The organism is Luteimonas sp. MC1750 (assembly GCF_016615955.1).
Classification (GTDB): domain Bacteria; phylum Pseudomonadota; class Gammaproteobacteria; order Xanthomonadales; family Xanthomonadaceae; genus Luteimonas.
This window is the reverse complement of the sequence record NZ_CP067113.1, coordinates 2,226,755-2,241,085: the sequence shown is the minus strand read 5'-3', so window position 1 is coordinate 2,241,085 and position 14,331 is coordinate 2,226,755. Positions and strand designations below refer to the sequence as shown.

Below are 14,331 nucleotides of genomic sequence, written 5' to 3'. Positions count from 1 at the left end.
GCACCGCATGGCACGCAGCGGCAGCGCAATGGGGGGCGTGGGCGGGCTCGGCAAGTTCACCGAGCTGCGCCAGCGCCTGCTGTTCGTCCTCGGCGCGTTGATCGTCTACCGCATCGGGTGCTACATCCCGGTGCCGGGCGTCAATCCCGACGCCATGCTGCGGCTGATGGAGCAGACCGAAGGCACCATCGTGGACATGTTCAACATGTTCTCCGGTGGTGCCCTCGAGCGCTTCAGCCTGTTCGCGCTGAACGTGATTCCCTACATCTCCGCCTCGATCATCATCCAGCTCCTGGTGCAGATCGTGCCGAGCCTGAAGGCGATCCAGAAGGAAGGCGAATCCGGCCGGCGCAGGATCACCCAGTGGTCGCGCATCGGCGCGATCCCGCTGGCGATCTTCCAGGCCGCCGGCATCGCCACGATGCTGCAGAGCCAGGGCGTGGCCTACGCGCCGGGCCTCGGCTTCGTGCTGACGGCGATCGTGGCCCTGACCGCGGGCACCATGTTCCTGGTCTGGCTGGGTGAGCAGGTCACCGAGCGCGGCGTCGGCAACGGCGTGTCGCTGATCATCTTCGCCGGCATCGTGGCCGGCCTGCCGAGCGCGGTCATCACCACCTTCGAGGCCGCCCGCAACGGCGACATGAGCCCGATCGCGGTGATCCTGATCGTGCTTCTGGTGGCGGCGTTCACCTACTTCGTGGTCTTCGTCGAGCGCGGCCAGCGCCGCATCACGGTGAACTACGCGCGCCGCCAGGGTGGCCGCAACGCGTACATGAACCAGAGCTCGTTCCTGCCGCTCAAGCTCAACATGGCGGGCGTGATCCCGGCGATCTTCGCGTCGTCGATCATCATGTTCCCGGCCACGGCCTCGACCTGGTTCAGCCAGGCCGGCCAGGCCAACTGGCTGCAGCGCGTGAGCCAGGCCCTGTCGCCGGGCGAGCCGCTCTACATCCTGCTGTATGCGGGCCTGATCGCCGGCTTCACGTTCTTCTACACGGCCCTGGTCTTCAACTCCCAGGAAACCGCGGACAACCTGAAGAAGTCCGGCGCGCTGATCCCGGGCATCCGTCCGGGCAAGGCCACGGCCGACTACATCGATGGCGTGCTGACGCGGCTGACCGCCGCCGGCGCGGCCTACCTGGTGCTGGTCTGCCTGCTGCCGGAATTCATGCGCGGCGAGCTCAATGCCTCGTTCTACTTCGGCGGCACGTCGCTGCTGATCGTGGTGGTGGTGGTGATGGACTTCATTTCCCAGATCCAGGCCCACCTCATGTCGCACCAGTACGAGAGCCTGCTCAAGAAGGCCAACCTGAAGGGTGGCGCGCGCGGCCTGCCGCGCGGCTGAAGATTCAAGACGGATCCCGGGCCCGGCACTGCCGGAACACCCAGGGATCCATGGCCCGACCGCCTTGCGGCCGGGCCTTGATGGGCGACCTGCGCGGCGGTCCCGCACGCAGGTGGTTCCCCGGCCAGTCCCGGCGCCAGAGTAGCGCCGGGCGGGCAGGTCCCCGAAAGGGGGCATGTCCAGCCTGGAACCGTCGCCGGAGCATGGGCACACTCCCCATGCCGGGCCGGTCGGACGCCTTTGGCGGCCGCGGGCTTCCTTGGAACGCGGGATCCTGATACAATTTCTTGTTCACTGCGCCGGATGACCTGTCCGGCCGCCCCAAACAGTTGGAGATCCGCGCATGGCGCGTATTGCAGGTGTCAACCTGCCTGCCCAGAAGCACGTCTGGGTCGGGCTGCAAAGCATCTACGGCATTGGCCGTACCCGTTCGAAGCTCGTCTGCGACGCCGCCGGCGTGGCCTCGAACACCAAGATCCGCGACCTGTCGGAACCCGAAGTCGAGCGCCTGCGCTCGGAAGTCGGCAAGTTCGTGGTCGAGGGCGACCTTCGTCGCGAGATCGGCATGGCGATCAAGCGCCTGATGGACCTGGCCTGCTACCGCGGCCTCCGCCATCGTCGTGGCCTCCCGCTGCGCGGCCAGCGCACCCGGACCAATGCCCGCACCCGCAAGGGTCCGCGCAAGGCCATCAGGAAATAAGGAAACAAGATCATGGCCAAGCCGGCAGCTAAGCCGAAGAAGAAGATCAAGCGCGTCGTCACCGACGGCATCGCCCACGTCCACGCTTCGTTCAACAATACGATCATCACCATCACCGACCGCCAGGGCAATGCGCTGTCGTGGGCGACTTCGGGCGGCGCGGGTTTCCGCGGCTCGCGCAAGTCGACCCCGTTCGCTGCCCAGGTCGCCGCGGAGAAGGCCGGCAAGGCCGCCCTCGACTACGGCGTGAAGTCGCTTGAAGTCCGCATCAAGGGCCCGGGCCCGGGCCGTGAGTCCGCCGTCCGCTCGCTCAACAACGTGGGCTACAAGATCACCAACATCATCGACGTGACGCCAATCCCGCACAACGGGTGCCGTCCGCCGAAGAAGCGTCGCGTCTAAAGGGGGCGATAAGAAATGGCTCGTTATATCGGTCCCACCTGCAAGCTCGCCCGCCGCGAAGGCGCCGACCTCTCCCTGAAGTCGCCCGCGCGCGCCCTCGACTCGAAGTGCAAGCTGGAGCAGAAGCCCGGCCAGCACGGTGCCGGCACCGGCGCGCGTCGCAGCAAGCTCTCCGACTACGCCGTCCAGCTGCGTGAAAAGCAGAAGGTCAAGCGTATCTATGGCCTGCTCGAGCGCCAGTTCCGCAACTACTACAAGAAGGCTTCGACCAAGAAGGGCAACACGGGTGAGAACCTGCTGCAGCTCCTCGAGACGCGCCTCGACAACGTCGTCTACCGCATGGGCTTCGCGGTCACCCGCCCGGCGGCCCGCCAGCTGGTCTCGCACCGCGGCGTGACGGTCAACGGCAAGTCCGTGAACCTGCCGTCGTACCAGGTCAAGGCCGGCGACGCGATCGCCCTGTCGGAAAAGGCCCAGAAGCAGATGCGCGTCCAGGAGGCACTGACGGTGTCGTCCACCATGGACCTGTCGCCGTCCTGGGTCGAGGTCGACTCGAAGAAGTTCAGCGGCGTGTTCAAGGCGGTCCCCGACCGCGGCGACCTGCCCGCCGACATCAACGAAGCGCTGATCGTCGAGCTGTACTCGAAGTAATTCACCCGGCCTGCCGGTTCACTCCGGCAGGCCCCAGGAGACACCAAACATGACGGTTACCGCCAACCAGGTCCTGCGCCCGCGTGGCCCCCAGATCGAGCGCATCACGGGCAACCGCGCCAAGGTCGTGATCGAGCCGCTCGAGCGCGGCTACGGCCACACGCTCGGCAATGCCCTGCGCCGCGTGCTGCTGTCGTCGATCCCCGGCTTCGCCATCACCGAGGTCGAGATCGACGGCGTGCTGCATGAGTACAGCACGATCGAAGGCCTGCAGGAAGACGTGCTCGAGGTGCTGTTGAACCTCAAGGACGTCGCCATCCGCATGGGCACCGGCGACAGCTCGACGCTCACCCTGGCCAAGTCCGGCCCGGGCGTCGTCACCGCCGCCGACATCAAGACCGACCACAACGTGGAAGTGCTGAACGGCGAACACGTGATCTGCCATCTGACCAAGGATGCGTCGATCAACATGCGCCTGAAGATCGAGCGCGGCTTCGGCTACCAGCCGGCCTCCGCGCGTCGTCGCCCGGACGAGGAGACCCGCGCCATCGGTCGCCTGATGCTGGACGCGTCGTTCTCGCCCGTGCGCCGCGTGGCCTACGAGGTCGAAGCGGCCCGCGTCGAGCAGCGCACCGACCTCGACAAGCTGGTGCTGGACATCGAGACCAACGGCACGATCGACGCCGAGGAAGCCGTGCGCACCGCCGCCGACATCCTGACCGACCAGCTCAGCGTCTTCGGTGATTTCACCCGTCGCGAGGGTGCGAGCCAGAAGGCCGCGACCCCGGGCGTCGACCCGGTGCTGCTGCGCCCGATCGACGACCTGGAGCTGACGGTGCGTTCGGCCAACTGCCTCAAGGCCGAGAGCATCTACTACATCGGCGACCTGATCCAGAAGACGGAAGTCGAGCTGCTCAAGACCCCGAACCTCGGCAAGAAGTCGCTCACCGAGATCAAGGAAGTGCTGGCCCAGCGTGGCCTCTCGCTCGGCATGAAGCTCGAGAACTGGCCGCCGGCCGGCGTCTCGGCGCACGGCATGCTCGGCTAAGACAAGACAGACAGGAACCAAGACCATGCGCCACCAGAAATCCGGCCGCAAGTTCAGCCGCACCAGCGCACACCGCGATGCCATGTTCACCAACATGGCGGCGTCGCTGCTCAAGCACGAGCTGATCAAGACCACGCTCCCGAAGGCCAAGGAGCTTCGCCGCGTCGCCGAGCCGCTGATCACCATGGGCAAGACCGACGGCGTTTCCAACCGTCGCCTGGCCTTCTCGCGCCTCCGCGACAAGGAAGCCGTGGGCAAGCTGTTCGTCGAACTGGGCCCGCGTTACCGCGAGCGTCCGGGCGGCTACCTGCGCATCATCAAGTGCGGCTTCCGCGACGGTGACAACGCGCCGATGGCCTACGTCGAGCTCGTCGACCGGCCGCAGGCCGCCGCCGAGTAAGTGGCGCACCGCTGCACGTGAGAACCCCGGCCTGCGTGCCGGGGTTTTTGCTATCTTGGCCTCCGTTTTACGCGAGCCTGCCGATGACCTTCAATCCGTTCCGCTGGACCTTCCGCAGCCAGTGCCTGGCGGGCTTCGCCGCCTGCGCGGCACTGATCGGCTTCGCGATCTATTCGCAGTTCGCCTGGGGCCTCGAGCCCTGTCCGATGTGCATCTTCCAGCGCCTGGCGTTCGCCGCGCTGGGCCTGGTGTTCCTGGTTGCCGGGCTGCACGCGCCGCGTACGCCGGGTTCCCGCCATGCCTACGGCATCCTGGGATTTCTCGCGGCTGCGGTCGGGATGGCCTTGGCGGGCCGCCACGTCTGGCTGCAGCTCAACCCGCCCGAGATCCCCGGCTGCCTGCCGCCGCTGTCGTTCATGCGCGAGACCATGTCGACCACCGGCGTGATTCGCCGCGTGCTGACCGGATCGGGCGACTGCAGCGCGGTCGACTGGAGCTTCCTGGGCCTGTCGATGCCGGCATGGAGCCTGGTGTGGTTCGTGCTGCTCGGGCTGTTCTTCCTCGTGGCGGCGTTCAGGACGCGGCGTCGCGGCCAGCGCTGAGTCATTGCGATCATCCGCCGGTGCGCGGATGATGGTCGACTCGCTGCAGTGCAACACCGACGAGTCCCGATGTCCGCCAACGAACGCAATCTCCGGCCCGTGAACCTGCCCCTGGACTGGAATCCAGGCAGCTGGCGCGAGCGCACCGCGCTGCAGATGCCGAGCTACCCCGACGCCACCGAGCTCGCCGGCGTCCAGGATGAACTGCGCGACCTTCCGCCGCTGGTAACGTCCTGGGAAGTCCAGGCGCTGAAGCAGCAGCTGGCCGAGGCCCAGGAAGGCAAGCGCTTCCTGCTGCAGGGCGGCGACTGTGCCGAGAACTTTTCCGACTGCAGCTCGACGGTGATTTCAAACCGGCTGAAGGTGCTGCTGCAGATGAGCCTGGTGCTGGTGCACGGCCTGCGCCAGCCGGTGGTGCGCGTGGGCCGCTTCGCCGGCCAGTACGCCAAGCCGCGCTCGGCCGACCTGGAGACGCGCGGCGACACCACGCTTCCCAGCTATCGCGGCGACATCGTCAACGGCCCCGGGTTCAGCGCGCAGGCGCGCATCCCCGATCCGCGGCGCATGGTCAAGGCGCACGCGCGCTCGGCGATGACGATGAACTTCGTGCGCGCCCTGGTCGACGGCGGCTTCGCCGACCTGCACCACCCGGAATACTGGGACCTGGGCTGGGTCACGCATTCGCCGCTGGCCCACGAATACCAGCGCATGGTCGCCAACATCGGCGAGGCCGTGCGCTTCATGGAGACGCTGTCGGGCGCCGAGGTGCACAACCTCAACCGGGTCGACTTCTTCACCTCGCACGAGGCGCTGCTGCTTCCCTACGAGGAGGCCTTCACCCGCCAGGTGCCGCGGCAGTGGGGCTGGTTCAACCTGAGCACGCACTTCCCGTGGATCGGCATGCGCACCGCCGCGCTGGATGGGGCGCACGCCGAGTACTTCCGCGGCATCCGCAATCCGGTGGCGGTCAAGGTCGGCCCCACGGTCGGCGCCGACGAGTTGCTGCGGCTGGTGGACCTGCTCAATCCCGACGACGAGCCCGGGCGGCTTGCGCTGATCTGCCGGATGGGCGCGGGACAGGTGGCCGGCCGCCTGCCGCCGTTGCTGGACGCGGTCCGGCGCGAAGGCCGGCGCGTGCTCTGGGTCTGCGATCCGATGCACGGCAATACCGAGGCGACCAGCAACGGCTACAAGACGCGCCGCTTCGACAACATCCGCAGCGAAATCGAACAGAGCTTCGACCTGCACGCCGCTGCCGGCACGCGTCTGGGCGGCGTGCACCTCGAACTGACCGGCGAGGACGTCACCGAGTGCACCGGCGGCGCCCGCGACCTGGGCGAGGTGGACCTCGAGCGCGCCTACCGCTCGACGGTGGACCCGCGGCTCAACTACGAGCAGTCGCTGGAAATCGCGATGGCGATCGTGCGCAAGCACGCGCAGCTCAAGGCGCCGGTCAACGTCTGAAACGACGCCGGCGGGGCATCAGGCCCCGCCGGTCTTCGTGTGCCCGGCCGCCGCCTGGATCATGCGGCGGCGGCGCTGGGCAGGGCCGCGGCGATGGGGCCGCGGCGGAGTCGACCCCGATCGATCAGGCCGCGCGGCTGGCCCGCTTGCGGTCGACCTCGGTGCGCAGCTTCTTGCGCAGGCGGATCTGCTTCGGCGTGACCTCGACCAGCTCGTCGTCGTCGATGAACTCCAGCGCCTGCTCGAGCGAGAACTTGATCGCGGGGATCAGCCCCTCGTCGTCGTCCTTGCCGGACGCGCGGAAGTTGGTCAGCTGCTTGCCGCGCAGGGCATTGACCGTCAGGTCGTTGTCCTTGGAGTTGATGCCGAGGATCTGGCCCTCGTAGATCTCCTCACCCGGCTCGATGAACAGCCGGCCACGTTCCTGCATCGCCATCTGCGCGTAGGCGGGCGAGGGGCCGGTGCCGTTGGAGATCAGCACGCCGTTGTTGCGCTGGCCGATGTCGCCGTCCGCCTTCGGACCGTAGTGGTCGAAGACGTGGAAGAGCAGGCCGGTACCTGCGGTCAGCGTCTTGAACTCGGTCTGGAAGCCGATCAGGCCACGCGCCGGGATGATGTAGTCCAGGCGCACGCGGCCCTTGCCGTCGGGCTCCATGTTCTGCAGCAGCGCCTTGCGCTCGCCCAGGCGGCCCATGACGCCGCCCTGGAACTGCTCGTCCATGTCGACGACCAGCGCCTCGTAGGGTTCCTCGACCACGCCGTCAACCGTGCGCACGATGACTTCCGGGCGCGACACCGCCAGCTCGTAGCCTTCGCGGCGCATGTTCTCGATCAGGATCGACAGGTGCAGCTCGCCGCGGCCGGACACCTTGAACTTGTCGGCGTCGGCGGTGTCCTCGACCCGCAGCGCCACGTTGTGCGCGGTCTCGCGGGTGAGGCGGTCGCGCAGCTGGCGGCTGGTGAGGTACTTGCCACCCGAGCGGTCCTTGACGCCGGCGAAGGGCGAATCGTTGACCTGGAAGGTCATCGAGATCGTGGGTTCGTCGACGGTCAGCACCGGCAGCTGCTCGACCGCCGAGGGGTCGCACAGCGTGTCCGAGATGCCCAGGCCCTCGATGCCCGAGAAGGCGATGATGTCGCCGGCGCGCGCTTCCTGCACCTCGACGCGCTCCAGGCCCATGAAGCCGAGCACCTGCAGCACCTTGGCGTTGCGGGTCTTGCCGTCGGCGGCGATGACGGTCACCGACTGGTTGGTCTTGACCTTGCCACGCTGGACGCGGCCGATGCCGATCACGCCGACATAGTTGTTGTAGTCCAGCGAGGTGACGCGCATCTGGAACGGGCCATCCGGATCGACTGGCGGCGCGGGCACGTGCTCGCAGATCGCCTCGAACAGGGGCGTCATGTCGCCGCTGCGCACGGTGTCCTCGAGGCCGGCGTAGCCGTTGAGGCCGGAGGCGTAGACCACCGGGAAGTCGAGCTGGTCGTCGGTGGCGCCGAGGCGGTCGAAGAGGTCGAAGGTCTGGTCCAGCACCCAGCTGGGACGCGCGCCCGGGCGGTCGACCTTGTTCACCACGACGATCGGCCGGAAGCCCATCGCGAAGGCCTTCTGGGTCACGAAGCGCGTCTGCGGCATGGGGCCGTCCATCGCGTCGACCAGCACCAGCACCGAGTCGACCATCGACAGCACGCGCTCGACCTCGCCACCGAAGTCGGCGTGGCCGGGGGTGTCGACGATGTTGATGCGCCAGACCTCGCCGGTGGTCGGATTGGTCCAGCGGATGGCGGTGTTCTTGGACAGGATCGTGATGCCACGTTCCTTTTCGATGTCGCCGCTGTCCATCACGCGGTCGGGGACGGCGGCGCGTTCGTCAAGGGTGCCGGACGACTTGAGCAGCTGGTCGACGAGGGTGGTCTTGCCGTGGTCGACGTGGGCGACGATGGCGATGTTGCGGAGGCGTTCGATGGACATCGGGAAAACCGCACCTCGTGCCTTCTTGGGGCAGGGCGCATTGGGCCTGTGGCGGGGAAGCCGACCATTATACTGTCACTCGCCCCCGCCACCTAGTGTTGCAATGCGGCAGGGTGGCTCCACTTCAGGTCCGCGGCCCGGCGCCGCCCGGTCCAGCTCCCGTCCCGACACCCCCCGAGGAATCCCCGACATGTCCCTGAACGCCGTTTTCGACACCGACCGTGGCCAGATCAAGGTCGAGCTTTACGCCGACAAGGCCCCGCTGACCGTCGCCAGCTTCGTGAACCTCGCCAGGCGCGGCTTCTACGATGGCCTGACCTTCCACCGCGTCATTCCCGACTTCATGATCCAGGGCGGCTGCCCCAAGGGCACCGGGACCGGTGGCCCCGGCTACAAGTTCGAGGACGAGGCCAGCAACGGCGTGAAGCACGACCGCGGCGTGCTGTCCATGGCCAACGCCGGCCCCAACACCAATGGCAGCCAGTTCTTCATCACCCACATCAAGACCGACTGGCTGGATGGCAAGCACACCGTGTTCGGCAAGGTCACCGAGGGCCTGGACGTGGTCGATGCCGTCAAGCAGGGCGACGCCATCAAGTCGGTGAAGATCGAGGGCGATGCCGACACCGTGCTGGCCGCGAAGGCCGACCGCGTCGCCGAGTGGAACCGGATCCTGGCCGCCTGAGCCAGCGGTCCCGGCGGGGCGCGATGCTAGAATACGCGGCTGCAAACCGCGTTTTCCGGGCTTTCCCGGCGCGCCCCGCCACTCCACTTCCCGAGGTTCCCGCAATGCCCCAGCTTGCCAAGCGCATGGGTCGCGCCAAGCCCAGCGCGATCATGGTGGTGGCCGAAACGGCCCAGCGCCTCAAGGCCGAAGGCCGCGACATCATCAGCTTCTCGATCGGCGTCCCCAATTTCCTGCCCGGCGAGCACGTCTATGCCGCCGCGCGCAAGGCGCTGGACGTCGATTCCGGCCAGTACGGCAGCAACCGCGGCGCCGCCGGCCTGCTCGACGCCTTCATCGGCCATCTCGACGGCCTGGGCCTGACGGGCTACGCCCGCGCCAACTGCGCGACCGGCGTGGGCGCCAAGCACATCCTTTACAACCTGGCCGAAGCGCTGCTGGACGAGGGCGACGGGTTCGCCTTTGCCACCCCGTACTGGACCAGCTACATGGACATCGCCGAGATCGTCGGCGCCGACGTCCAGCTGCTGCCGTGCCCGGCGGAGCAGGACTACAAGCTGACCCCGGAGCAGCTCGACGCCGCGTTGGCCAGGAAGCCGAAGCTCTTCCTGTTCAACAACCCGTCCAACCCGACGGGCATGGTCTATACGAAGGACGAGATCGCGGCGCTGGCCGACGTCGTCGCCCGCCACCCCGACACCTGGATCATCACCGACGACATCTACAACTCGATGGTGTTCGACGGCGTCGGCTACCACAACTTCGTGCACGCGCGCCCCGAGCTGCGCGACCGCGTGATCTTCGTCGATTCGCTGTCCAAGACCTATGGCATGCCGGGCTGGCGCGTCGGCCTGATGGCCGGCCCCGAGGTCGTGGCGCAGGCCGTGACCACGATGAACTCGAACCACATCACCAGCCTGCCGGAAGTGGTGGCCGCCGCCGCCGCGGCCGCGCTGTCGGGCCCGCAGGACGTGCCCGCCGCGCGCTGCGCCGAGTTCCAGGGCAAGCGCGACCAGGTCGTGGCCGCACTCAATGCCATTCCCGGCGTGGTCTGCCCGGTGCCGCAGGGCGCGTTCTATGCCTTCCCGGATATCAGCTGCGCCTTCGGGAAGTCGCACTCGGGCAAGGTCATCAACAACGACGTCGAGTTCTGCGCCGCCCTGCTTGAAGCGAAGGGCGTGGCCTGCGTGCCCGGTTCGGCCTTCGGCGAGCCGCGCGGCCTGCGCATCAGCTACACCTGCCCGACGCCTCAGCTGGCGCCGGGCCTTGCGCGCATCCAGGAATTCTTCGCCGAGCTCGAATGAGCCCTGGCCGGTCCGGGCCGGATCCACGGGCCCGGACCGTCGCTGTGTCCTGCGCCGCACACGCATTCCCTCCAATCCCACGCACCATCGGAGCCACCCCATGAAGACCCCCGTCCGAGTTGCCGTCACCGGCGCCGCCGGCCAGATCGGTTACGCCCTCCTGTTCCGCATCGCTTCCGGCGAGATGCTGGGCCGTGACCAGCCCGTCATCCTGCAGCTGCTGGAACTGCCGATGGAGAAGGCCCAGGCCGCGCTCAAGGGCGTGATGATGGAGCTCGAAGACTGCGCCTTCCCGCTGCTGGCGGGCATGGTCGGCACCGATGATCCCGAAGTCGCGTTCAAGGATGCGGACATCGCGCTGCTCGTCGGCGCGCGCCCGCGCGGCCCCGGCATGGAGCGCAAGGACCTGCTGCTGGAGAACGCCAAGATCTTCACCGCCCAGGGCGCGGCGCTGAACAAGGTCGCCAGCCGCGACGTCAAGGTGCTGGTGGTCGGCAACCCGGCCAATACCAATGCCTACATCGCGATGAAGTCGGCGCCGGACCTCAAGGCGAAGAACTTCACGGCGATGCTGCGCCTGGACCACAACCGCGCGCTGAGCCAGCTGGCCAACAAGGCCGGCGTGGCTGTCGGCGACATCGAGAAGCTGGTGGTCTGGGGCAACCACAGCCCGACCATGTATCCCGACTACCGCTTCGCCACCGTCAAGGGCGAATCGCTGAAGGACAGGATCAACGACGCGGACTGGAACGCCAATGCGTTCATCCCGCAGGTCGGCAAGCGCGGCGCGGCGATCATCGAGGCGCGCGGCCTGTCCTCGGCCGCCTCCGCCGCCAACGCCGCCATCGACCACATCCGCGACTGGGTGCTGGGTTCGAACGGCAAGTGGGTGACCATGGGCGTGCCGTCCGATGGCGGCTATGGCATCCCCGAGGGCGTGATCTACGGCGTCGCTGTGACCACCGAAAACGGCGAGTACACCCGGATCGAAGGTCTCGAGATCGACGAATTCAGCCGGGCGGCGATGGACAAGACGCTTGCCGAGCTCGAGGAAGAGCGCGAAGGCGTCGCCCACCTGCTGGGCTGACACGCCTGCGGGATCCGTCCCGCAATGGCGCTATCGGAACGACCGGGCCTGGCCCGGTCGTTTTCGTTTTGGCTCTTCTCAAGATCGGCGGGGCATTGCTTCAAGAAGATGCGCGCCGCCCGCCGTGGACGCAGGGGGATGCCCAGCCGGATGTCTCCGCGTCCTGCTCCCATCATCCGGCCGCCGGCCATCCATGGCCGGCTCTGGGCATCCCCCTGCATCCACGGCGGGCCTGGACCTTCTGGGCGGTCGGGTGGAGCAAGCGCGCCTACGTCCGGAGCGATCGAGCCCTCACCGGACCTGACGATCAGGGCCCGGCCACACGGGCGCCCCGCTTTTGATCTTCGGTCCGAAGCCGAATAACGCCACAGCCCGTCCCGTGCCCAGGGGGTGTGCGTACAGCCGGCCATGGATGGCCGGCGGCCGGCAGTGGTAGCAGGACGCGGAGACTGCCGGGGGAGCACACCCCCTGGGCACGGGACGGGCAGGCCGGATCACGACGGAGCGCGCCCCATCGACTCCCCAGAGCGCACCAGGCGCACCAGGTGCACCAAGTGCACCGGCACACACGCCATCACCCCGCGCTGTGTGGAAAGAGCCTTTTCGTGTCCGGCCCCCGGACATCGTGCGGCGAAGGCATTCGACCAACGTCGTAGCGCGCGTGGCGGCGTGGCGGACTAGCCTCGATCGGGACACTTGGAGACCGTCATGCGCTACGAAGACGTTTACCGGCGTTCGGTCGAGGAGCCGGAGGCCTTCTGGGCCGAACAGGCGCAGGCTGTTTACTGGCACAAGGCGCCGGAGAAGATCCTCGACGACTCCAACCCGCCGTTCCGCAAATGGTTCGTCGGCGGCGAGACCAACCTCTGCTACAACGCGGTCGACCGGCATCTGGAGGAGCGCGGCGACCAGCTCGCGCTGGTGGGTTACTCCACCGAGACCGACACCGTCCGCGAGCTGAGCTACCGCGAGCTGCATCGCGAAGTGAACGTGTTCGCCGCCGTGCTCGGCTCGCTGGGCGTGGGCAAGGGCGACCGGGTGGTGGTCTACATGCCGCACACCGTGGATGCGGTGGTGGCGATGCTGGCCTGCGCGCGCATCGGCGCGATCCACTCGGTGGTGTTCGGCGGCTTCGCCGCGAAGAACCTGGCGCTGCGGATCGACGATGCCGAGCCGAAGGTGCTGGTCTGCGCCGACGCAGGCAGCCGCGGCGGCAAGGTCATCCCGTTCAAGCCGCTGGTGGACGACGCGCTGGCCCAGGCCGCGCATCCGCCAGCGCACGTGCTGGTGGTCAGCCGCGGGCTGGCCGAGGTGCCGATGCAGGAGGGTCGTGACTTCGACTACGCGACGCTGCGGCGCGACCATGAAGACGCGCAGGTGCCCGTGCAGTGGCTGGAGTCGAACGAACCCAGCTACATCCTCTACACGTCCGGGACCACCGGCACGCCCAAGGGCGTGCAGCGCGACGTCGGCGGCTATGCCGTGGCGCTGGCGCTGTCGATGTGGGCGGTCTACGACATCCGGCCCGGCCAGGTGATGTTCTCCACCTCCGACATCGGCTGGGTGGTGGGGCATTCCTACAATGTCTACGGGCCGCTGATCGCGGGCGCGACCTCGATCATCTACGAGGGAATGCCGACCCGGCCGGATCCGGGCATCTGGTGGGAGCTGTGCGAACGCTACGGCGTGCGCACGCTGTTCTCCGCGCCCACCGCGCTGCGGGTGCTGAAGAAATTCGACACCACGTACATCACCGACCGCGACCTGTCGAAACTGGAGTACCTGTTCCTGGCCGGCGAGCCGCTGGACGAGCCAACCGCGCGCTGGATCTCCGGCGTGCTCGGCAAGCCGGTGATCGACAACTACTGGCAGACCGAGACCGGCTGGCCGGTGCTGACCATGATGCCGGGGCTGGACATGAAGCCCATCAAGCTGGGCTCTCCCGGCCTGCCGAACCTGGGCTACAGGCTGCGGGTGATCGACGAGGTCACCGGCGAGGACGCGCCGGCGGGCGAGAAGGGCGTGCTGGTGATCCAGCCGCCGCTGCCGCCGGGATGCCTGAGCACGGTCTGGCGCAACGACGAGCGCTTCATCGCCAGCTACTTCAGCCACTTCAGCGAGCCGCTCTACAGCTCGCTGGACTGGGCGATCCGCGACGAGGACGGCTATGCGTACATCCTCGGCCGCACCGACGACGTCATCAACGTGGCCGGGCACCGCCTGGGCACGCGCGAGATCGAAGAATCGGTGTCGGGCCATCCGGGCGTGGCCGAGGTCGCGGTGATCGGCGTTCACGACGAGATCAAGGGCCAGGTGCCGGTGGTGTTCGCCACGCTGAAGCAGGCCGCAGATGCGTCGCTGGCCGCGCAGGAGATGCAGGGCAGGGTGGTGGAGCAGCTGGGCGCGATCGCGCGCCCGGCGCGGATCTACGTGGTCGCGTCACTACCCAAGACGCGCTCGGGCAAGCTGCTGCGGCGCTCGATCCAGGCCCTGGCCGAGCATCGCGATCCGGGCGACCTGTCGACCCTCGACGATCCCGGGGCGCTGGGCGAGATCGCTGATGCGATCAAGCGCGGGGCCGACGCCGGAAGCTGAAGTTCCGCAGGCTGCGCGGCGGCGCGCCCCGGGCGTCCGGGTTGCACCTCCGGGCAGCGGGCTTGGCACCTGCCGG

General features: G+C 67.9%; 13 protein-coding genes. 12 read left to right on the top strand and 1 reads right to left on the bottom strand.

Going from position 1 to position 14,331, the window contains the following annotated elements:
* The first annotated feature begins 7 nt into the window (after positions 1 to 7).
* The 8 genes from secY to JGR68_RS10435 all read left to right on the top strand — a co-directional run bounded on the left by secY (position 8) and on the right by JGR68_RS10435 (position 6,612).
* The gene (secY, locus tag JGR68_RS10470) at positions 8 to 1,345 is read left to right on the top strand and encodes a preprotein translocase subunit SecY (protein WP_199363321.1); all 1,338 of its coding nucleotides are present in this window, start codon (positions 8 to 10) and stop codon (positions 1,343 to 1,345) included.
* 343 nt (positions 1,346 to 1,688) lie between these two features.
* Positions 1,689 to 2,045 (top strand): 30S ribosomal protein S13, encoded by a 357-nt coding sequence (rpsM, locus tag JGR68_RS10465; protein ID WP_189496883.1) that lies wholly within the window; start codon positions 1,689 to 1,691, stop codon positions 2,043 to 2,045.
* Between the two features lie 12 nt (positions 2,046 to 2,057).
* Positions 2,058 to 2,447: a 30S ribosomal protein S11 gene (gene rpsK / locus JGR68_RS10460; protein WP_189496882.1), complete on the top strand. Its 390-nt coding sequence runs from the start codon at positions 2,058 to 2,060 to the stop codon at positions 2,445 to 2,447.
* A gap of 15 nt (positions 2,448 to 2,462) precedes the next feature.
* A complete protein-coding gene (gene rpsD / locus JGR68_RS10455; protein WP_189496879.1) occupies positions 2,463 to 3,098 on the top strand; it encodes a 30S ribosomal protein S4 in 636 nt (211 codons plus the stop codon).
* A 49-nt stretch (positions 3,099 to 3,147) separates the two neighbouring features.
* Positions 3,148 to 4,146, top strand: coding sequence for a DNA-directed RNA polymerase subunit alpha (rpoA, locus tag JGR68_RS10450; protein WP_199363323.1), 999 nt, complete (start codon positions 3,148 to 3,150; stop codon positions 4,144 to 4,146).
* A gap of 25 nt (positions 4,147 to 4,171) precedes the next feature.
* Positions 4,172 to 4,546: a 50S ribosomal protein L17 gene (gene rplQ / locus JGR68_RS10445; RefSeq protein WP_199363325.1), complete on the top strand. Its 375-nt coding sequence runs from the start codon at positions 4,172 to 4,174 to the stop codon at positions 4,544 to 4,546.
* Positions 4,547 to 4,629: 83 nt separating this feature from the next.
* Complete coding sequence (locus JGR68_RS10440; RefSeq protein WP_199363327.1) at positions 4,630 to 5,148, top strand: disulfide bond formation protein B; 519 nt, start codon at positions 4,630 to 4,632, stop codon at positions 5,146 to 5,148.
* Between the two features lie 69 nt (positions 5,149 to 5,217).
* Entirely contained in the window at positions 5,218 to 6,612 is a 1,395-nt protein-coding gene (locus tag JGR68_RS10435; RefSeq protein WP_199363329.1) for a 3-deoxy-7-phosphoheptulonate synthase class II, read from the top strand.
* Positions 6,613 to 6,736: 124 nt separating this feature from the next.
* Here the strand turns inward: JGR68_RS10435 and typA are convergent, their stop codons facing one another.
* Positions 6,737 to 8,584 (bottom strand): translational GTPase TypA, encoded by a 1,848-nt coding sequence (gene typA, locus JGR68_RS10430; RefSeq protein WP_199363331.1) that lies wholly within the window; start codon positions 8,582 to 8,584, stop codon positions 6,737 to 6,739.
* Between the two features lie 190 nt (positions 8,585 to 8,774).
* On the opposite strand from typA, the gene JGR68_RS10425 reads away from it, so the two are divergent.
* From JGR68_RS10425 to prpE, 4 genes are all read left to right on the top strand, one after another.
* Positions 8,775 to 9,269 carry a peptidylprolyl isomerase gene (locus JGR68_RS10425; protein WP_199363333.1) on the top strand — a complete coding sequence of 165 codons (495 nt, stop codon included), beginning with the start codon at positions 8,775 to 8,777 and terminating at the stop codon, positions 9,267 to 9,269.
* A gap of 104 nt (positions 9,270 to 9,373) precedes the next feature.
* Entirely contained in the window at positions 9,374 to 10,573 is a 1,200-nt protein-coding gene (locus JGR68_RS10420) for an aminotransferase class I/II-fold pyridoxal phosphate-dependent enzyme (RefSeq protein WP_199363335.1), read from the top strand.
* Positions 10,574 to 10,673: 100 nt separating this feature from the next.
* Complete coding sequence (locus JGR68_RS10415; RefSeq protein WP_199363337.1) at positions 10,674 to 11,660, top strand: malate dehydrogenase; 987 nt, start codon at positions 10,674 to 10,676, stop codon at positions 11,658 to 11,660.
* A gap of 708 nt (positions 11,661 to 12,368) precedes the next feature.
* Entirely contained in the window at positions 12,369 to 14,255 is a 1,887-nt protein-coding gene (gene prpE / locus JGR68_RS10410) for a propionate--CoA ligase (protein WP_199363339.1), read from the top strand.
* Positions 14,256 to 14,331: the final 76 nt, after the last annotated feature.